Origin of the sequence: Nonomuraea typhae (assembly GCF_009760925.1) — a bacterium.
Classification (GTDB): Bacteria; Actinomycetota; Actinomycetes; order Streptosporangiales; family Streptosporangiaceae; genus Nonomuraea; species Nonomuraea typhae.
On sequence record NZ_VRLV01000004.1, the window covers coordinates 416,294 to 433,576 of the forward strand.

The following is a 17,283-nucleotide window of genomic DNA, read 5'->3' on the forward strand; positions in this document are numbered from 1 at the left end:
CTGGCCGGAATCCCGCCTAGCGTGGCAGGCATGACGATTCTGGTGACGGGCGCCACGGGTTTCGTGGGCCGCAATGTGGTCCGGCAACTGGCCGGGGCGGGCGTGGACGTGCGGGCGACGACCCGCAGGCCGGAGGGGCGGCACGGATTCCCCGAGCAGGTGGAGGTGGCCGGCGCCGACCTGGACCGGCCGGAGACGCTGGTCCCGGCGCTCGAGGGCGTCGAGGCGTTGTACCTGTTCCCGGTCGAGGCCACCGCGCGGGCCGTGGTCGAGCTGGCGCGGGAGGCGGGCGTGCGGCGCATCGTGGATCTGTCGGCGGCCTCGGTCAGCGTCGGGCTGCACGTCAATCCGGTCGAGGCGGTGGTGGAGGAGTCGGGCCTGGAGTGGACCCATGTACGGCCGGCCGGCTTCATGGCCAACATGCTGCAGCTCTGGGCCCCGATGGTCAGGGCGGAGCGGGTCGTGCGGTATCCGTTCGCCGACGAGCCGGCCAATCTGGTGCACGAGGCGGACATCGCGGCGGTGGCGGTCAAGGCGCTGCTGGAGGACGGGCACCACGGCCGGGCCTACACGATCACCGGCCCGGCGTCCTGGACGGTCAGGGAGCAGGTCGAGGCCATCGCGAGCGCCCTGGGTGAGCCGGTGCGCTACGAGGAGGTCTCGCGGGAGGAGGCCAGGATCCTGCTGAAGGCGCAGGGCGGCTTCGCGGCGGAGGTGGCCGACCTGATGCTGGGCTTCTCGGACTACGACGGCTCCGCGGCCGGCGGCGAGGACGGCTACTCGGATCAGGACTGGTCGGCGCTGGAGCGGCCGTGGCCCGACCTGGAGCAGGTGCTGGGCCGCCCCGGCCGGACGTACACCGAATGGGCCCGTGACCACGCAGAGGATTTCCGATGATTTTTCGTGATTGATTCCCGACGCCGCGGGCAGGGAAAGCCCTGCGCCCAGCGCTGCGCAGCTGCCGGGCGCGCCAAACTAGATCGCGCAATTATCTTTACTTTCCTGATCAAAACCAGGCTAAACCTTAAACCGATCTCAATTTGGTAAGGACCATGGTCTTACCTTCGGTGACAAAAATGGGTCTGCCATTTTATGGAACCAATACTGCAGACTGTGTCCCGTGGGTGCATCGGTGCTGCCAAGCGGGCCGCCATCGGTAGACCAGGTGGCGGACCTCGTCGCGAAGGGAAGGGAGCGCGGAAGCGTAACCGTCGATGACGTTGCCGCCGCGCTCGACCGATCCGAGCTTCCGTCCGACGCGCTGGAACGCGTCGTGCGCATGCTCGCCGAGAACGGCGTGGAGGTCCTCGAGCCACAGGGGGACGACGAGACCACCCGCGCTGACGAGGAAGACGTCGGCAAACGCGCGCCGACCAGCGATCTTGTCCGCATCTACCTGCGCGAGATCGGCCGTGTGCCGCTGCTGACAGCTGAGGAGGAGGTAGAGCTCGCCAAGTCGATCGAAGCCGGCTTGTTCGCCGAGGACAAGCTGGGCAACGGGGTCTCCCGCCTGGCCTTTCCCGAGCTCCGGGAACTCGTCTGGCAGGGCACCCGGGCCAAACAGCGCCTCATCGAGGCCAACCTGCGGCTCGTGGTGTCGATCGCCAAACGCTATGTGGGTCGCGGAATGTTGTTCCTCGACCTGATCCAGGAGGGCAATCTCGGCCTCATCCGCGCCGTCGAGAAGTTCGACTACACGAAGGGTTACAAGTTCTCCACGTACGCGACCTGGTGGATCAGGCAGGCGATCACCCGGGCCATTGCCGACCAGGCGCGCACGATTCGCATTCCCGTGCACATGGTGGAGACGATCAACAAACTCGTCCGGGTGCAGCGCCAGCTTCACCAGGACCTCGGGCGCGAGCCCGTGCCAGAAGAGATCGCCAAGGAAATGGATCTCCCGGTCGACCGCGTGGTGGAGATCCAGCGCATCGCCCAGGAGCCGGTCTCGCTGCAGTCGCCCATCGGGGAGGAGGACTCCGACCTCGGCGACTTCATCGAGGACGCCGACGCGGTGGTCCCCATGGAGGCCGCCGCGTTCATCATGCTCCAGGACCAGCTCGACGACATTCTGGCGACGTTGTCGGATCGCGAGCAGCGCATCATCCAGTTGCGCTTCGGCCTCGCCGACGGGCACCCTCGCACGCTGGAGGAAGTCGGCCGCGAGTTCGGCGTCACTCGCGAGCGCATCCGCCAGATCGAGTCCAAGACCCTGGCCAAGCTGCGCCACCCCACGAGGGCGCAGATGCTGCGGGACTACCTGGACTGAGCGCCGACGCGTGCGGGCCCGGCCGCCGCCGGGCCCGCGCGTCGCTATGCGCAGCCCTCGAACTGGGGCACGGCGACCGTCGAGAGGTCCAGCTCGGTCTTGCCGAACCACCTCGTCAGCAGCGCCTTGGCCGTGCCGTCCTGATACATGTCGATGATCGCGCGGTTGACCGCCTCGCAGCCCTCCACGTCGCCCACGCGCAGGCCGACGCCGGTGCGCTGCTCGTTGAAGCGGGCGTTGAGCAGGCGCAGGCCGGACCCGTCCTGCGCGGCCAGGCCCGCGAGGATGATGTCGTTGGTGGTGATGGCATCCACCTGGCCGTCCTTCAGGCTCTTCAGGCAGGCGCCGTAGTCGGGCACCGGCACGAGCCGCGCGGGCACCTTCCGCTCCTCGACCACCCGCTGGCCGGCGTTGGAACCCTGGACCTCGCAGATCCTCCTGTCCTTCAGGTCCCGGACGTTCTTGATCTGCGTTTCGCCGGGCCGTACGAGGATGTCCTGGTACGACAGGTGGTAGGGACCGGCGAACAACACGCGGGCCTTGCGTTCCTGGGTGATGGAGAACGTGGCCAGCACCAGGTCGGCGCGGTCGTCGGCCAGGACCTTCTCCCGGTCGGCGGCCAGGATCGGCACGAACTCCGGCCGCGCCCCGAGCTTCTTGGCGATGTAGCGGGCCACGTCCACGTCGAAGCCCGCGAACCCGCCCGCCTGCGTGCGCACGCCGATGCCCGGCAGGTCGGTGCGGATGCCGACGCGGATCGTGTCCTTGCCCATGACGGTCCCGGCCGAGGTGCCGCAGGAGGCGGCCAGCAGGGCGACGGCGGCCAGCGCCGCGAGGCGTCTCATCGGTACTCCCGCAGCCGCGGCCACACGCCGGCGCCGACCAGGAGGGCGGCGGCCACCAGGGCCCACGGCCCCCATCGCCACAACCCGTCCAGGGCGCCGTCACCGCCGGCCACGGCCCTGGTGAAGGTCGCCTGGGACTGTTCGCCGCGGGCGAGCAGCATCTTGTCGAAGGCGGCGAAGCTCGTACCCAGCTCGTCGAGCTTGGCCGAGACTGCCTGACTGGCCTGGCCCGAGGCGGCCAGCGTGCGCATCCGGCCGTCGGCCTCCTGGAAGCGCCGGTAGGCGTCGAGCACCGGGCCCATCCCGGTGCGCTCCTTGCCCAGCAGGCCGAGCTGGATCGGCTCGTTCTTGGCCAGCGTCTCGTGGTACTGCTCCACGTTGCCGCCGTCGGCGTAGATCAGCGACTGCGACTTGTCGAGGAAGGCGTGCTCGTAGGTGTCGGCCCTGGCCGGGTCGAGGAGGTAGCGGGCCTGGTCGGCGTGGAGGCTGTTGGCGACGGCCCGGCCCCTGGCCACGGCCAGCATCGAGTCGAAGCCGTCGCGCTTGGCCGCCGTGATCGCGTTGAGCTCGGCGCTCAGGGTGCTCACTCCGGCCAGGCCGCCCACGACGGTCAGCACGGTGGCGGCCAGCAGCGCGGGCGCCACCCGCCTGCGGAAGGCGGCGGCGAGGAAGCGCTGCAGAAGCAGGAGCAGGACGCCGGTCAGCACCAGCACGACCAGCAGCCCGGCGATGAACAGGCCGATCGCCCCGCTCTCCGCGTCGTGGGTGCGGCGCACGATCGTGTTGCTCTCCAGCGTCAGGTTGTACGCCTTGGGCAGCAGCTCCAGTCGCATCAGGTCGGTCGCCTGCCGGTAGACGCGCAGCACCGCCTCGGGGGGCGTGCCCGCGGCGTGGCCGGACTGGGAGTTCAGCAGCAGCGCCTGCCCGGCCAGCCGCTCGTAGCGGCCCAGGCCGTCGAGGACCGACTGGATCGTGAGCCGCTCGGCCCGGTCGCCCGCGGCCAGCTCGAAGGCGTCCAGCAGCGCCTGGTTGGCCTCGGCGCGGCGGCGCTCGTACTGGGCCAGCGCCTCGTCGCGGCGCCCGCCGTACTCGCTGCCCATGAGCAGGACGTCGGCGACCCGCGCGTCCATGTCGCTCAGCCCGAAGTAGAGGCCGGCGGTGGCGACGACCTGCGGGCCGTCGTCGTGGCCGATCACCCGCAGCGCGTCCCGCGCGCTGGCGCTGCCGAGTGCCAGCAGGCCGAACAGCAGGCCGAGCGAGACGACCGTCGCGAGCGTGAGCGTGCGGACGCGGCCGGGCACGCTGCGCCGCCGCTCGGGCGGGACGGCGGGTACGGGAGCGGGGACCCCGCCGCCCGCCTGCGCGGGAACGGGCGGGGCGGTCTGTGCCGGCTGGGTGATGGTCATGGCGAGTTCTCGCGGATCGTGATGACCGTCCACGCGCCGACGTGGATGCGGTCGCCCGCCTTGATCGGCACCGGCACGTTGACCGCGAGGCCCTTGCCGTTGACGTGCGTGCCGTTGGCCGAGCCCGGATCGACCAGGTCCCAGCCGCCGTCGTCGCGGAGCATGAGGACGGCGTGCAGGTGGGAGACGCCGGGATCCTGCGGCGGCCCGCTGAGGTCGATCTCCGGCCGGGTGCCGCGCGAGGCGCTGTGCCGGCCGATCCGCACGTGCTGGCCGAGCATCGCGAACGAGCGCTCCGGGCAGTACGGCGGGAAGGCCATCGTGGCCGCGTCGGGCCCGCCCTCGGCGACGACCTTGTCGAAGTAGGCCCGATCGGAACCGGCGATCGCCTCCCAGCGCGTCGCCCGCCCGAGCGGCGTGGGCGCGGTGGCGGGGCCGGGAACCTCGGTGACCTCGGGGACCTCGGGGATCACGGCCGCGGGCGCGTTGAAGTCGTAGCCGCAGACCTCGCAGTACTGCGCGGCCCGCGGCGTCTGGCAGACCGGGCACGGCTCACCCGAAGGGGCGGCGGCCGGCGGCGGGGCGCTGACCTGGCCGCCGCTCATCGGGCTGCCGCAGACGTCGCAGTAGTCCTGCTCCACCGACGGGTGCCCGTTCGGGCAGGTGGCCATCAGCCCTCATCCTTCCGCAGCTTGCTGGTGCGCACCGAACCGGTGTCGAGCTCGATCTCGGAGCTCTTGTCCACGTTGCGGCGCAGCCGGGCGGTGCCGGAGCTGTCGATCTCGACCACCCGGTCCAGCAGCTTGACGGTGTCGTCGTGACCGGACTTCACCGCGATGTCCCTGGCCTTGGCCAGCTTGGCGGTGGCGGTGTCCTCGTCCCCGGCGGCGCGGGCGCCCAGGCCCTCCTGGATCAGCCCGGCCATCTCGGCCTGCCCGCTGTAGTGGGCGACCTTCGAGTTGAGCCGGGTGGACAGGGCCACGTCGTCGGTCCACTGGGCCAGCACATTGCCGCTGGCGAAGACCTCCTGCGTCTCCGGCAGCACCAGCTTCACCCACCCGGCCCGGATCTCCTGGCCCGACTGGCCGGACTGGTTGAGCTCGACGCAGACGTGGTAGATGCGCTCCTCGGCGCCCCAGGAGCCGGTCGGGTAGTCGCCGGTCAGCGGGTTCACCTCGGTGCGCTTGGCAGTCAGGTCGATGATCGTGGGGCTGACCTGCTTGACGAACTTGACCCGGGAGTTCTGCGGCGCCCACAGACGCAGCGAGAGCTCGGCCACGGTCTTGCTCATCGACTCCCTGGTCAGGGTCTGGAAGAAGGCGGCCAGGTCGCCCTGGTTCTTGACGTAGGCGGAGGTGCCGAGCAGCGCCTCGGCCACCTTGCGCAGCTCGGCGGGGACCCAGTCCTCGCCGATGCCGAGGCTGTCGCACACGAACGCGCCCTCGCACGCCTTCAGCGCCCGGCCGAAGACCTCGGGGCTCTGGTTGTTCTGGCCGTCGGTCATGAGGATGGCGTGCTTGATGGCGTTCGCGTGGGCGCGGAACAGCTTCTCGGCCAGTTGCAGCCACACGCCGATCTCGGTGCCGCCGCCGGCGCCCAGCCGCCGGATCGCGCCCAGCGCCTCCTGGCGGGTGTGCCCGGTGGCCTGCACCATGCCGCCGCTGCGCGGGTAGATCACCGCGGCCTCGTGGTTGCCGGCGATCACCGCGAAGTACGCGCCGTCGCGCAACGTCTGCACCGCCGCGGCCGCGGCATCCCGCGCATCCCGGATCTTGCTGCCGCTCATCGAACCGGAGACGTCGATGATGATGATCTCCGCGGCCTCCGCCGGGCCCGCATCCTTGGTGAGCGTCCCTGAGGACTCCACGGTCAGGACGGCATGCACCTCGCGGCCGTCCACCGCCAGGTACTTGTTCTGATCGATATTCAGGGTGAAGTCAGCCATCAGTGCCTCCTAGGGGGTTCACAGGGATCAGAACGATGGTCACGTTGTCCCGCCCGCCCGCGTCGAGCGCATGCTTGAGCAGGGTGCGGGTGAGGGCCGCCGGCTCGCCGGAGTCGGGCACGCCCGCGTCGAGGTAGCCCGACAGCCCGTCGGTGCAGACGCACAGCAGGCCGGGCTCGCTGGGCGCGAACGTGCGCACGTGCGGCTCCACCGGGCCGGCGTCGGCGCCGAGCCAGGCGGTGATCTCGCCGGTCGGCAGGGCGTCGTCGGTGGTCAGCTGGGTCCAGCCGGGCAGCCAGTAGGCGCGGCTGTCACCGGCCCAGGCCAGCGTGATCCGGCCGCCGCCGACCACTGCCGAGACGTAGGTGCAGGCCGGTGCGTTGTCCGGGCGGTCGGCCAGGTCGGCGACGGCCGTCGCGGCCAGCTTGAACGCGTCCTCCGCGGCGGCGCCACCGGCCAGCGCGCTCGCGGCCGCCCGGACCGCCGCCGCCGACGCCTCGTCGGCCCGGGGCGAGGAGGCGACGCCGTCGCACACCACCGCGACCGTCGCGTCGCCCGCCTCCAGCAGCGCCATCGCGTCCTCGTTGCGGGTACGGCGCAGCCCCTTGTCGCTCACCCCCGCCGCGCCTCCGGGCAGGGTCAGCTCCTCGTGGTCACGCTCGGCCGGTTGGCGCAGGCCGCACACCTCGCAGTAGCCGTCGGCGTCCACGGTGGGCGTGCCGCACGCCGTACACAAGGGGACGGCCAGCGGCTGGCCGCACGCCTCGCAGAAGGACTCGGACGGCAGGACCGAGGCCGAGCACATCGGGCAGGTCATACCCACGTCCTCAGCCGGACCGCGTTGGCCCGGTCGACCAGGGCGTGCCGCTCCTGCCGGGTGGCGGCGGCGCGGGCCAGGCGGCGGTAGATCTCCTCGAGCTGCCCGCGCACGCCCGCGTCGGTGAACGGGACGGCGCCGAGCTTGACGCCGGCCGCCGGGCCCTTCTGGGCGATGCAGCCGAGCGCCGCGCTGAACACCTCGGCCTTCATGCCGTCGCGGCGGCTCTGGTCGAGGTCGGCCAGCGCCTCCAGGCGGTCGGCCGCGGCCGCCAGCGCCGGCGCGTCCGCGCCCCCGCCGCGGGCGTGGACGGCCACGCAGGCGAGCTGGGCGGCCACCCGGTGGCTGGAACTGGCCGGCACCTGGTCGAGCACGCCGGTGGCGCCGGCGCCGTCGCCGCCCGCCAGGTGGTGCCTGGCCAGGCCGAAGGCGGCGCTGACGAAGGCGCGGTCGGTCCGCCACACCGTGTCGTACCAGCGGCCGGCGTCCTGGCCCGCGGCCTCCAGCGCGAGGCCCAGGGCCAGCTTGGCCGCCGGTTCGCCGGGCCAGAAGGAGAAGCAGGCGTCGAAGTGCTGCACGGCGTCGGCCGGACGGCCGGAGGTCAGCGCGTGCACACCCTGGTACCAGGTGAGGCGCCAGTCGCCGCCCAGGTGCCCGGCCGCGTCGGCCAGCGCCCGCCCGGTCTCGGGGTGCGCGGACTCGGCCAGCAGCCGGATCCGGGTCAGCGCGCTCTCCGTCGTCTTCGGCATCGCCTCCACCTGGGCCAGCAGTTCCTGCGGCGACCGGCCGGCCAGCCCGGCCAGCGCGCCGGCGGCCGGGTCCGCTGGGTCGGCCAGGGGCACCGGCAGCGCCGCCGCGACCTGCAGCGGGTCCAGCGGCGCGAACACCCGGCTCTGGTCGGCCGACAGCGCCGCCCCCGCCGCCAGCCGTTCCGGGCCGAACAATCCGGAGACGTTCGGGAACGGCTTGCCCTCCGCCGCAGCGCTGATCTCCCGCAGGACGCCGGTGAGCTGCTCCTCCATCTCGGCCGAGCTCTGGAAACGGGCCCCCGGCTCCCGGTCGGTGGCCCGGCGCAGCAGCCGGGTGAACGACTCGTGGCCGCAGTCGGCCGGCAGCGGGTTCTCCTTGCCGTCGCGGGCCGGGCTGAAATTCGGTACGGCCAGCACCGCCAGCGTCCTGGCCACGGTGTACAGGTCGGAGGTGACGGAGGCGGCCACGGTGTCCAGTTCGGGTGCGTGGTAGCCGACCGTGACCCAGGAGGTGCCGGGCGGCGAGCCGATGCGCTGGACGGCGCCGAGGTCGATGAGCTTGAGCCGCTTGCCGACCCGGATGGCGTTGGCCGGCTTCAGGTCGCAGTAGACCAGCCCCTGTTCGTGCAGGTAGCCGAAGGCGCGCAGGATCTCCCTGCCGTACTTGAGCGTGTCGCGCAGCGGCAGCAGGCCCTGGCGGCGCAGCTGGTGCAGCGACTGGCCGCCGACGAACTCCATGACGATGTAGCTGAGCCCGTCGTGCTGCTGGAAGTTGATGATGTCGACGATGTTCGGGTGGTCGACCGAGATGAGGAAGCGCCGCTCGGCCTCGGCCGCCGCCAGCGCGTCGGGGTCGGAGGTGTTGAGCAGGCCCTTGAGCACGACCGGCTTGCCGTCGAGGTTCTCGTCGGTGGCCATGTAGATCCAGCCGAGCCCGCCGTGGGCCATCGCGCCCCGCACCCGGTACTGGCCGCCGACCAGGTCGTCCTTGGCCAGCTTCGGGCTGAAGGAGAAGCGGGTACGGCAGTGCGGGCAGAACCCGTCGGCGCGCCCCGGCCGGCCGTCCCTGCCACGCCCGACCGGTTTCAGGCAACCGGGGTTGGTGCAGTACCGCTTCGACTCGGCGACCTGCGGATCCTTGAGCACCACGTCGTCGGGGTCGACGGTGGGCACCGGTGGCAGGTCCTCCAGCGCGTCGGCCAGCCGCCCGCTGGTCGGCCGGCTGACCGGCCCGCTGAGCGGCGTGCTCGTCGGGGTGGTCATCGGCCCGGTCAGGGGGGTGGAGGCCGGCGCCTCCGCCTTGTGCCCGGCCAGGTCGCAGTAGCCGTCTTCGATCGTGCCCGTGCAGCCCGGCTGGGTGCAGGTGGTCATCGGCTGCCTCCGTGGATGGCGTTCTGGTAGAGGTCGACGGCGGCGGCCGCCTGCCGCAGGTCGCAGGGCGCGGACCAGAGCAGCGTCCGCGCCGTCTCGTAGAGGCGGGTGGCTTCGAGGTCTTCGGCCAGGCCGACGCGGGCGGCCTTGGCGTTGGTGGCGATGAGCAGGCCGCGCAGCTCGTCGCGGCGCTGGATGAGGCCGAATAGCGCACGGGTCTTGCCCCGCGCGTGCTCGGCGGCTTCTGCCGCGGCCTTCTCCAGCGCGTCGAGGCGGGCGGACCGGGCCAGCCAGCCGTCGGTGGCGGCGTCGGCGCGGGTGAAGGTCGTGGTGAGGTCGGGCAGGCGGCTCACGGGCGCCGCCGAGGCGGGCAGGTTGATCTTCACGACCACCTGGCCGTGGGCCATCCGGGCGGCCGCCTCGGCCTGCCGTACCGTGTCGATGGCGGCGAGCAGCCGGTCGCGGCGGGCGGTGTAGTCGCGTTTGGCGGCCAGCGCGCGTTCCAGGTCGGCGCGGCCGGTGGCCAGGAGCGCGACGATGCGGTCCAGCTCCGGCCCCGGCGGGGCGGCGCCGATCGGATCCTCGACCACCTCGGCGCGCACCCGGGATAACGCGGTCTCGACGGCGCCGAGGTCGAGCCGCTCGCCGAGCTCGCGGCTCATCGCGGCCAGCTCCTGCGCGGCGGCCTCGGCCTGCTCGAGGCGGGGCAGGGCCGGGTTCCAGACCGCGTCCACGGCCTGCAGCGTCGCGGTGATCTCGCCGAAGGCCGCGTCCATTCTGGCCACGGTCTCGTTGAGGGTCAGGTGCTCGTCCGGCTCCGCCTCGCCCAGCGTGCGCAGTTCGACGGGCTTGACCGCGGCCTTGAGCACGACGGAGGAGCCGAGCAGCAGGGCCGTGATCTCGGCCAGCTCGGCGGGGCCGGGTCTGCCGCGCCGGGCCCTGACCTCCTCGGCCGCGCGCAGCACGGCACGGTAGAGGTCGTAGAGCGCCCACATCTCGGCCACGAACGCCTGCGCGGCCGTCCACCGCCGCCCGGTCTCGCCGCGCAGCGCGGCGCCCTTGAGCAGCTGGTAGGTGGTGTGGGCCTCCAGGTCGAGCAGGTCGCCCGAGATGCGGTCGCGCTCCTCTGCCCGTGCGTGGAGCTCGTGGTCGGCTCCTTCCCGGCTCATGGGTGGACCCAGGCTCATCACACTCCCCGTTCAGGTCAGGTAGGGGGATCCCTGACTTCACCCTGATTCAACCCTGTGACGCCTGCAGTTCGCTTAAATCTGCTCATACCGTCGGTGGCATGGGACGAATTCTTCTGATCATCGCCGCGTTGGTCGCGGCCTTCATTCTGCTCGGCCCGCTCGTGGGCTTCGTGTTCACGCTCATCAAGTGGGGGCTCATCATCGGCGCGGTCGTGTTCGGCGTGCTGTTGCTCAAGAGGGTGTTCGCCGACTGACCGAATCCGGCCGTGGCGCACTTCACCCTCCGCTGTTAGGTTAGGGGAAGCTAAGTTAGGGGCACCTAAGGCACCAAGGAGTCCCCATGGCCACCGTGTTTCGCTCGCTCGCCGCGTGCGGCGCTCTCGCCTTCGCCCTGGCCGCCTGCTCGGGCGCCGACGACGGGACCGACGGAGGGAGTGGCAGCGGAAGCGGTAGCAGCGGTTTCGTCCAGCCCGCGCCCACGGGCGCGGTCAAGGAGACCGTCGCCGTGGCCGCCACCGACACCACGTGCGTCGCCGACAAGACCGACCTGCAGGCCGGCGTCGTCAAGTTCGCCATCAAGAACACCGGCACCCAGTTCACCGCCGTCTACGTCTACCGCGCCGACCAGAGCGTGGTGTCCGAGCGGAACAACATCCAGCCGGGCGCCTCCGCCGACCTCGTCGTCGAGCTGGGGGGCGGCTCCTACCAGCTCGCCTGCAAGCCCGGTCACAAGGGCGACGGCATCCGCCAGGACGTCAAGGTCACCGGCGAACTGGCCAAGCAGGCCGACCCGCGCGTCACCCGGGCCGTGGACGACTACCGCGCCTACGTCGGCGCCCAGGTCGACGACTCGATCGCCAAGACGAAGGAGTTCGTCGCCGCGGTCAAGAAGGGCGACGTGGACAAGGCCAAGGAGCTCTACGCCCCCAGCCGCTACGGCTGGGAGAGCGTCGAGCCGGTGGCCGAGGCGTTCGGCGACATCGACCCCAAGGTGGACCTGCGCGAGGCCGACCTCGAAGAGGGCCAGAAGTGGACCGGCTGGCACCGTCTGGAGAAGGCCCTCTGGAAGGCCCCCAAGACGCTGGCCAAGGAGGCGGCGTACGGCGACCAGCTCCTGAAGGACCTCGACGACCTCAAGTCACGCATCCCCGAGGCCCAGATGGACGCCACCTCCATGGCCAACGGCGCCAAGGAACTTCTCGACGAGGTGGCCACCGGCAAGATCACCGGCGAGGAGGAGGCGTTCTCCCGCACCGACCTGTGGGACTTCGCCGCCAACGTCGAGGGCGCCAAGAAGGTCTACGACCTGCTCACCCCGGTCCTTCAGGAGAAGAACCCGGCGCTGGTGACCACGCTCGACACCGAGTTCGCCGACCTGGACAAGCTGCTCAAGACGCACGCCTCCGGCGACGGCTGGGTCACCTACGACAAGCTCACCAAGCCCCAGATCAAGGAGCTGGCCGACGCCGTCAACGCCCTCGCCGAGCCCTTGTCGGGCCTGGCCCAGGCCGTGGCGGGCTGAGCCGTGGCCGTCTCACGCCGGAGTCTGCTCGCCGGGGCCGGTCTGGTCGCGGGCGCGGGCGTCGCGGCCGCGGGGATCTCCCTGGTACGGCCCGGCAGCCCGGAACCGGCGCAGGCGGCGCCGTCCGCGATCCCCTTCCACGGCCCGCACCAGTCCGGCATCGCCACCCCGGTCCAGGACCGGCTGCACTTCGCCGCCTTCGACCTCCTCGAGCCGTCCCTGCCCCGGGCGGTCGCGCTGCTGAAGGCGTGGACCGAGGCGGCGGTGCGGATGACGGCCGGGCAGGAGGTGGGCGGCGGCGCGCTGGGCTCGCCGCTGGCCCCGCCGGACGACACCGGTGAGGCGCTCGGCCTGCCCGCCTCCCGGCTGACGCTGACGGTCGGCTTCGGGCCGTCGTTCTTCGACAGGCTCAAGCTGGGCGACCGGCGGCCGGGCGCGCTGCGCAGGCTGCCGCACTTCCCGGCCGACAAGCTGGACCCGGCCCGCAGCGACGGCGACCTGTGCGTGCAGGCGTGCGCCGACGACCCGCAGGTGGCGGTGCACGCGGTCAGGAACCTCGCCCGCCTGGCCTTCGGCACCGCCGCGGTGCGCTGGTCGCAGCTCGGCTTCGGCAAGACCTCCTCCACCACGCCCGAGGCGCAGACGCCGCGCAACCTCATGGGGTTCAAGGACGGCACCAACAACATCGCCTTCAACGACACGGCCACGCTGGATCAGCACGTCTGGGTAGGGGACGAGGGGCCGCAGTGGCTCCGGGGCGGGTCCTATCTCGTGGCCCGGCGGATCCGGATGCACGTGGAGACCTGGGACCGGACCTCGCTGAAGGAGCAGGAGGACATCTTCGGGCGGACCAAGGGCGAGGGCGCGCCTTACGGCGGGCGGCGGGAGCACGACGAGGTCGATCTGGCCAGGCAGCCGGTCGACTCGCACGTGCGGCTGTCCAATCCCGGCTCGCTGGGCGGGGTGCGGATCCTGCGCCGGGGCTACTCGTTCACCGACGGCACCGACGGTCTGGGCAGGCTGGACGCGGGCTTGTTCTTCATCGCCTACCAACGCAACCCCGAGTCCGGATTTATCCCGATTCAGCGGGCGTTGGCGCGGCAGGATCCGCTCAACGAGTACATCCAGCACATCGGCTCCGGCATCTGGGCCTGCCCGCCCGGCGTCGCGCCCGGCCAGTTCTGGGGCCAGGCGCTCCTCACCTAGCGTGATTCGATGGACGCGCGCATAGTGGGTTGATGGAGGCGCGACCCGCGGTCGATGACGCCGCGCTCGGGCGCGAGGCCATGGCCGTGCTCGAGGCGAACTGGACGGGGACCGCGACCGTGCCCGCGCCCGGCCTCTACCCGCACCAGTGGAGCTGGGACTCCGCCTTCGTCGCCATCGGCCTGGCCCGCCACCGCCCCCAGCGCGCCGAGGCCGAGCTGGCCAACCTCCTGGCCGGCCAGTGGTCCACCGGCATGGTCCCGCACATCGTCTTCCACACCCCCGAGGCATACTTTCCCGGCCCGTCCGTCTGGCGCTCCCAGGACCACTCCGCCGCGCCCCACTCCGTGCTCACCTCCGGCCTCACCGCACCGCCCCTGCACGCCCTCGCCACCTGGTGGCTGTGGCGGCACGGCGGCGACACCGCCTTCGCCCGGCACGTGTACCCCATGCTCGCCGCCCAGCACGCCTACCTGGCCGCCGCCCGCGACCTCGGCGGCGCCGGCCTGGCCGCGATCATCCACCCCTGGGAGTCGGGCATGGACGACAGCCCCGCCTGGGACGAGCCGCTCGCCGCCCTGCCCGAGATCCGGTACGGCTACCGCAACGTGGACCTGGACGAGCGCCACCCCGACAGCGACCACGACCGCTACGTCTGGCTGGCCCTGCGCTACCGCAACTCCGGATACCGCCCCGAGTACCTGCGTGACGAACACCCCTTCGCCATCGAAGACCCGATGTTCAACGGCATCTGGCTCGCCTCCTGCCAGGCGCTGGCCGAACTCGCGACCGTCGCCGGCGCCGACCCCCGGCCCCACCGCGAGCAGGCGGAACGCATCAGGAAGGCCCTGCTCGAACGCCTCTGGGACGGCTGCTTCTACGCCCGGGACCTGCGCACCGACCGGCTCATCCGCATCTGCACCGTCGGCGGCTTCGGCCCCCTGCTCGACCCCTACCTGCCCGCCGCGAACGTCGGCGCCCTCATCGACGTGCTCGAATCCGCCCGGTTCATGGGCGCCACCGGCTACCCCGTGCCCAGCTGCGAGATCAGGGCCGCCCAGTTCGACCGCACCCGCTATTGGCGCGGCCCCTCCTGGGTCAACACCAACTGGCTGCTGCGCCGGGCCGCCGCCGTGCACTCCCTCGACCAGCTCGGCCGCCAGCTCGCCACCGGCACACTCCGCCTCGTCCGGCAGGCCGGGTTCCGCGAGTGCTTCGACCCGTTCGACGGCAGCGGACGCGGCTGCCGGGACTTCTCCTGGAGTGCGGCGCTCACCCTGGATCTGCTGGCCGATAGCGTGGAGGAATGAGTTTCCTGCGCCGCCTGCCCGCCGACGTCCGCAAGGCCCTGGCCACCGAGCCGGGGGAGCGTGTGCTCGCCTTCGCCCCCTCGGGGGACGGGTGGGTGGTGGCCACGGATCTCGCCCTGCACCTGCCGGGCGGGGCGCGCGTGCCGTACGAGATGATCGACAGGGCCGCGTGGAGCGAGGAGGGGCTGCGCGTCACCACCACCGACGGCGAGCGTCACGAGGCGCCGGTGAGCGAGCCGCGGCGGGTGCCGGAGACCGTGCGCGAGCGCGTGAACTCCACCATCGTGGTCAACAAGCACGTGCAGCTGCCCGGGCGGGGCGGGGTGCGCCTGGTGGCCCGCCGCCCGCCCGGCGGCGAGGTGAAGGAGTGGACGCTCGTCTTCGACGAGGGCATCGACCCGGCCGACCCCGGCGTGCGCGCCCAGGCCGAGCAGGCCCTCGAGGGCGTACGGCGGAGCATGGGCGTCTAGGGCCCGTCCTCAGGGAGCCGGGCGCTGGAGCCCGTCTTAGGGGGGCAGGCCGCGCAGCCGGGACTCAGGGAGTCAGGCCGCGCAGCCGGGACTTCACCAGGGCGGTGGTCAGCGGGCCGGCCTCCCAGTCGCCGTCGATCGGGGTGATGGTCACGTGCCCGGCGTCCAGGAGCGTACGGTCGGCGGCGGGGACCGGGTCGGGGCCGCTCGCCGGCACCGGCAGGATGCGGTAGCACGCCGGGCACGCCTCCGGCGCGGGGACGTAGCGGGTGGAGACGAACGCCGAGGTGCCCAGGCGGGCGAAGCTGACCTTGCCGCTGGGCCGTACCGGATAGTTGACGTTCAGCGCCGTGAGGGGCGGGAGGGGCGCGCGCGCCAGCCGATCGACCAGCTTGGTGGCGAACGCGACCGACTGGGCGGCGCTGGGGAAGGACGGCGGGGTGGTCGAGGTGTCCACCGCGGTGCTGATCGCGACCGCCGGAACCCCGGCGTCCAGCGCCGCGATCGTGGCGCCGACGGTGCCGGAGTGGTTGGTAATGGCGGCGACGTTCTGGCCCGCGTTCGGCCCGGAGACGACCAGGTCGGGCGGGTTCGCGGCGAGGACGACCCGGAGCCCGAAGGCCACGGCGTCACCCGGGCTGCCGGTCACCGACCATACGCCGGGCGAGCGCTCCACGGCCTCGAGGGTGGAGCCGAACCGGGCGTTGAACGCGGTGCCGCTCCCGCTGGCGTCGGCGGCCGGGGCCACCACGGTGACCTCGTGCCCCGCGGCGATCAGGGACTGGCGCAGCGCCTGGATGAACGGGAAGGCGTAGCCGTCGTCGTTGGTCAGCAGGATGCGCAGGGAGACGGTGTGCGGCTGAGCCTGGGCCTGGGCGGGGCCGGCCAGGGACAGCGCGAGGAGAAGGGCGGCGAGGACTCGTAACACGGGGGCTCCCGGTCCGTACCTTCGCGCCTGAGGTACATACGTGACAGAGTGGAACGTATATGGCTCGCAGTGTCGATTCACCGGGCGCTCCTGTCAAGGGCCGCCCACGTGACCCCAGCGTGGACGCCCGCGTCCTGGAAGCCACGCGCGCCCTGCTGTGCGAGAGCGGCTACCAGGGCACGACCATCGAGGCCATCGCCCGGCGGGCGGGAGTCAGCCGCCCCGCCGTCTACCGGCGCTGGCCGCACAAGTCAGACGTCGTGGCCCAGGCGCTGTTCACCCGGACCGCATCCGGGCCGTCGCGCGTCACCGGAGACCTCCGCGCCGACCTGCGGGCATGGGTGGACGCCGTGCTGGCCAGATTCGGGGACGCGGCCCTCGCCGCCGCGTTCCTCGGCCTCATGGCCGACCTGCGCGACCGCCGTGCCTTCGGCGACGACCTCGTCACCCCGCGCCGCGCCCACCTGGCACGGACCCTCGCCCAGGACGCGGCCCGGCCCGGCGTCAACCAGGAGATCTTCCTGGAACTCCTCGTAGGGGCGATCTTCCTGCGCGTCGCCCTGGGCGGCAGCGTGGCCGAACCGTCCTACGCCGAGGAACTGACCGACCTGCTCCACCGCGCCGTGGCCCGTCAGTAGGGGACCCTGGCCTCCTCCGGCTTGGACTCCTCCTCCGGCCAGCCCGTGCCGGTGTCGTGGTGGCCGTCGCGCGCCAGGAACGGCACCCGCTCACCGACCTTGGCCTTGGTCAGCGCGGCGGCCTTGGACACCTGCGCCCCCACGAGCCCGGCGGCCTCCTGCACCGTGGGGCTGTCGGCCAGCCGCTGGGCGGTCCGCTTGATCTGTTCGTAACGCTCACGACCGGCCCGGCTGCCCAGTACGTAGCCGACCGCCAGGCCAACAGCGAATGCCATCCGATAACGCATCTTGCACCTCCGCTGTCTCGGGCCTACCCCGCTATGGATGCGACACGCACTCCAGGAGTGCGCTAATCTATTCATGCGCCGAACGGACAGGGCCAAAGCCCCGACGATCAGCGCAAGTGTTCGATCCCGTGTAGCTCAACCGGCAGAGCAGCCGGCTGTTAACCGGCAGGTTATAGGTTCGAGTCCTATCGCGGGAGCAGGACAGTGCTTGCATAAGCACAGCTCAGGCCCTCCACTCCGTCAACGGGTGGGGGGCCTGAGTCGTTCCGGGAGCCGGTGGCGGTGGACGGTCCGGGGTGTGGTGGGCGTCGAGTGCCGGGCAAGGTCGGA

The 17,283-nt window shown here is 72.1% G+C and carries 17 protein-coding genes and 1 tRNA gene; 9 read left to right on the forward strand and 9 right to left on the reverse strand.

Translation table 11 applies throughout. The features are described 5' to 3' along the window. Positions 1-30 precede the first annotated feature (30 nt). Positions 31-897, forward strand: coding sequence for an NmrA family NAD(P)-binding protein (locus FVE25_RS17970; protein ID WP_157248097.1), 867 nt, complete (start codon positions 31-33; stop codon positions 895-897). Between the two features lie 268 nt (positions 898-1,165). Then, positions 1,166-2,269 carry an RNA polymerase sigma factor RpoD gene (gene rpoD / locus FVE25_RS17975; RefSeq protein WP_246267136.1) on the forward strand — a complete coding sequence of 368 codons (1,104 nt, stop codon included), beginning with the start codon at positions 1,166-1,168 and terminating at the stop codon, positions 2,267-2,269. A 44-nt stretch (positions 2,270-2,313) separates the two neighbouring features. Here rpoD and FVE25_RS17980 read toward each other — a convergent pair whose 3' ends face one another. The 7 genes from FVE25_RS17980 to FVE25_RS18010 are packed head-to-tail and all read right to left on the reverse strand — an operon-like array spanning position 2,314 to position 10,571. After that, positions 2,314-3,114: a transporter substrate-binding domain-containing protein gene (locus FVE25_RS17980; RefSeq protein WP_157248098.1), complete on the reverse strand. Its 801-nt coding sequence runs from the start codon at positions 3,112-3,114 to the stop codon at positions 2,314-2,316. Beyond that, positions 3,111-4,520 carry a hypothetical protein gene (locus tag FVE25_RS17985; protein WP_157248099.1) on the reverse strand — a complete coding sequence of 470 codons (1,410 nt, stop codon included), beginning with the start codon at positions 4,518-4,520 and terminating at the stop codon, positions 3,111-3,113. Before FVE25_RS17985 ends, FVE25_RS17980 begins: the two co-directional genes overlap by 4 nt. Further along, positions 4,517-5,191 (reverse strand): FHA domain-containing protein, encoded by a 675-nt coding sequence (locus FVE25_RS17990; protein ID WP_157248100.1) that lies wholly within the window; start codon positions 5,189-5,191, stop codon positions 4,517-4,519. The genes FVE25_RS17985 and FVE25_RS17990 overlap by 4 nt, the downstream gene beginning before the upstream one ends. After that, complete coding sequence (locus FVE25_RS17995; RefSeq protein WP_157248101.1) at positions 5,191-6,465, reverse strand: VWA domain-containing protein; 1,275 nt, start codon at positions 6,463-6,465, stop codon at positions 5,191-5,193. Before FVE25_RS17995 ends, FVE25_RS17990 begins: the two co-directional genes overlap by 1 nt. After that, on the reverse strand, positions 6,458-7,282 hold the full coding sequence (locus tag FVE25_RS18000) for a PP2C family protein-serine/threonine phosphatase (RefSeq protein ID WP_157248102.1): 825 nt from the start codon (positions 7,280-7,282) through the stop codon (positions 6,458-6,460). Before FVE25_RS18000 ends, FVE25_RS17995 begins: the two co-directional genes overlap by 8 nt. After that, positions 7,279-9,402 carry a serine/threonine-protein kinase gene (locus FVE25_RS18005; protein WP_157248103.1) on the reverse strand — a complete coding sequence of 708 codons (2,124 nt, stop codon included), beginning with the start codon at positions 9,400-9,402 and terminating at the stop codon, positions 7,279-7,281. Before FVE25_RS18005 ends, FVE25_RS18000 begins: the two co-directional genes overlap by 4 nt. Beyond that, positions 9,399-10,571 (reverse strand): hypothetical protein, encoded by a 1,173-nt coding sequence (locus FVE25_RS18010; protein WP_157248104.1) that lies wholly within the window; start codon positions 10,569-10,571, stop codon positions 9,399-9,401. Before FVE25_RS18010 ends, FVE25_RS18005 begins: the two co-directional genes overlap by 4 nt. Before the next feature lie 119 nt (positions 10,572-10,690). Here FVE25_RS18010 and FVE25_RS53870 point away from each other — a divergent pair, with 119 nt between their 5' ends. From FVE25_RS53870 to FVE25_RS18030, 5 genes are all read left to right on the forward strand, one after another. Further along, the gene (locus tag FVE25_RS53870) at positions 10,691-10,846 is read left to right on the forward strand and encodes a hypothetical protein (RefSeq protein ID WP_181019622.1); all 156 of its coding nucleotides are present in this window, start codon (positions 10,691-10,693) and stop codon (positions 10,844-10,846) included. Positions 10,847-10,932: 86 nt separating this feature from the next. Beyond that, positions 10,933-12,114: an iron uptake system protein EfeO gene (efeO, locus tag FVE25_RS18015; protein WP_157248105.1), complete on the forward strand. Its 1,182-nt coding sequence runs from the start codon at positions 10,933-10,935 to the stop codon at positions 12,112-12,114. Between the two features lie 3 nt (positions 12,115-12,117). Continuing rightward, positions 12,118-13,320 carry an iron uptake transporter deferrochelatase/peroxidase subunit gene (gene efeB, locus FVE25_RS18020; protein WP_157248106.1) on the forward strand — a complete coding sequence of 401 codons (1,203 nt, stop codon included), beginning with the start codon at positions 12,118-12,120 and terminating at the stop codon, positions 13,318-13,320. A gap of 32 nt (positions 13,321-13,352) precedes the next feature. Then, positions 13,353-14,630, forward strand: a complete 1,278-nt coding sequence (locus tag FVE25_RS18025; RefSeq protein ID WP_157248107.1) for an amylo-alpha-1,6-glucosidase — start codon at positions 13,353-13,355, stop codon at positions 14,628-14,630. Continuing rightward, positions 14,627-15,100, forward strand: coding sequence for a hypothetical protein (locus FVE25_RS18030; protein ID WP_157248108.1), 474 nt, complete (start codon positions 14,627-14,629; stop codon positions 15,098-15,100). The genes FVE25_RS18025 and FVE25_RS18030 overlap by 4 nt, the downstream gene beginning before the upstream one ends. A gap of 64 nt (positions 15,101-15,164) precedes the next feature. Here the strand turns inward: FVE25_RS18030 and surE are convergent, their stop codons facing one another. Next, entirely contained in the window at positions 15,165-16,028 is an 864-nt protein-coding gene (gene surE / locus FVE25_RS18035) for a 5'/3'-nucleotidase SurE (RefSeq protein ID WP_157248109.1), read from the reverse strand. 119 nt (positions 16,029-16,147) lie between these two features. On the opposite strand from surE, the gene FVE25_RS18040 reads away from it, so the two are divergent. Further along, positions 16,148-16,666, forward strand: coding sequence for a TetR/AcrR family transcriptional regulator (locus FVE25_RS18040; RefSeq protein WP_219825533.1), 519 nt, complete (start codon positions 16,148-16,150; stop codon positions 16,664-16,666). Here the strand turns inward: FVE25_RS18040 and FVE25_RS18045 are convergent. After that, positions 16,660-16,953, reverse strand: a complete 294-nt coding sequence (locus FVE25_RS18045) for a YtxH domain-containing protein (protein WP_157248111.1) — start codon at positions 16,951-16,953, stop codon at positions 16,660-16,662. The genes FVE25_RS18040 and FVE25_RS18045 overlap by 7 nt on opposite strands. A 124-nt stretch (positions 16,954-17,077) precedes the next feature. Between FVE25_RS18045 and FVE25_RS18050 the strand changes: the two genes are divergently transcribed. Then, a tRNA-Asn gene (locus FVE25_RS18050) sits at positions 17,078-17,150 on the forward strand. Positions 17,151-17,283 lie beyond the last annotated feature (133 nt).

Excerpts from the sequence above, each read along its gene's own strand:
- FVE25_RS17970 (WP_157248097.1), top strand. The coding sequence starts at position 31 with ATGACGATTCTGGTGACGGGCGCCACGGGTTTCGTGGGCCGCAATGTG.
- FVE25_RS17980 (WP_157248098.1), bottom strand. The coding sequence starts at position 3,114 with ATGAGACGCCTCGCGGCGCTGGCCGCCGTCGCCCTGCTGGCCGCCTCC.
- FVE25_RS17985 (WP_157248099.1), bottom strand. The coding sequence starts at position 4,520 with ATGACCATCACCCAGCCGGCACAGACCGCCCCGCCCGTTCCCGCGCAG.
- FVE25_RS17990 (WP_157248100.1), bottom strand. The coding sequence starts at position 5,191 with ATGGCCACCTGCCCGAACGGGCACCCGTCGGTGGAGCAGGACTACTGC.
- FVE25_RS17995 (WP_157248101.1), bottom strand. The coding sequence starts at position 6,465 with ATGGCTGACTTCACCCTGAATATCGATCAGAACAAGTACCTGGCGGTG.
- FVE25_RS18000 (WP_157248102.1), bottom strand. The coding sequence starts at position 7,282 with ATGACCTGCCCGATGTGCTCGGCCTCGGTCCTGCCGTCCGAGTCCTTC.
- FVE25_RS18005 (WP_157248103.1), bottom strand. The coding sequence starts at position 9,402 with ATGACCACCTGCACCCAGCCGGGCTGCACGGGCACGATCGAAGACGGC.
- FVE25_RS18010 (WP_157248104.1), bottom strand. The coding sequence starts at position 10,571 with ATGAGCCGGGAAGGAGCCGACCACGAGCTCCACGCACGGGCAGAGGAG.
- FVE25_RS53870 (WP_181019622.1), top strand. The coding sequence starts at position 10,691 with ATGGGACGAATTCTTCTGATCATCGCCGCGTTGGTCGCGGCCTTCATT.
- efeO (WP_157248105.1), top strand. The coding sequence starts at position 10,933 with ATGGCCACCGTGTTTCGCTCGCTCGCCGCGTGCGGCGCTCTCGCCTTC.
- FVE25_RS18025 (WP_157248107.1), top strand. The coding sequence starts at position 13,353 with ATGGAGGCGCGACCCGCGGTCGATGACGCCGCGCTCGGGCGCGAGGCC.
- FVE25_RS18030 (WP_157248108.1), top strand. The coding sequence starts at position 14,627 with ATGAGTTTCCTGCGCCGCCTGCCCGCCGACGTCCGCAAGGCCCTGGCC.
- FVE25_RS18045 (WP_157248111.1), bottom strand. The coding sequence starts at position 16,953 with ATGCGTTATCGGATGGCATTCGCTGTTGGCCTGGCGGTCGGCTACGTA.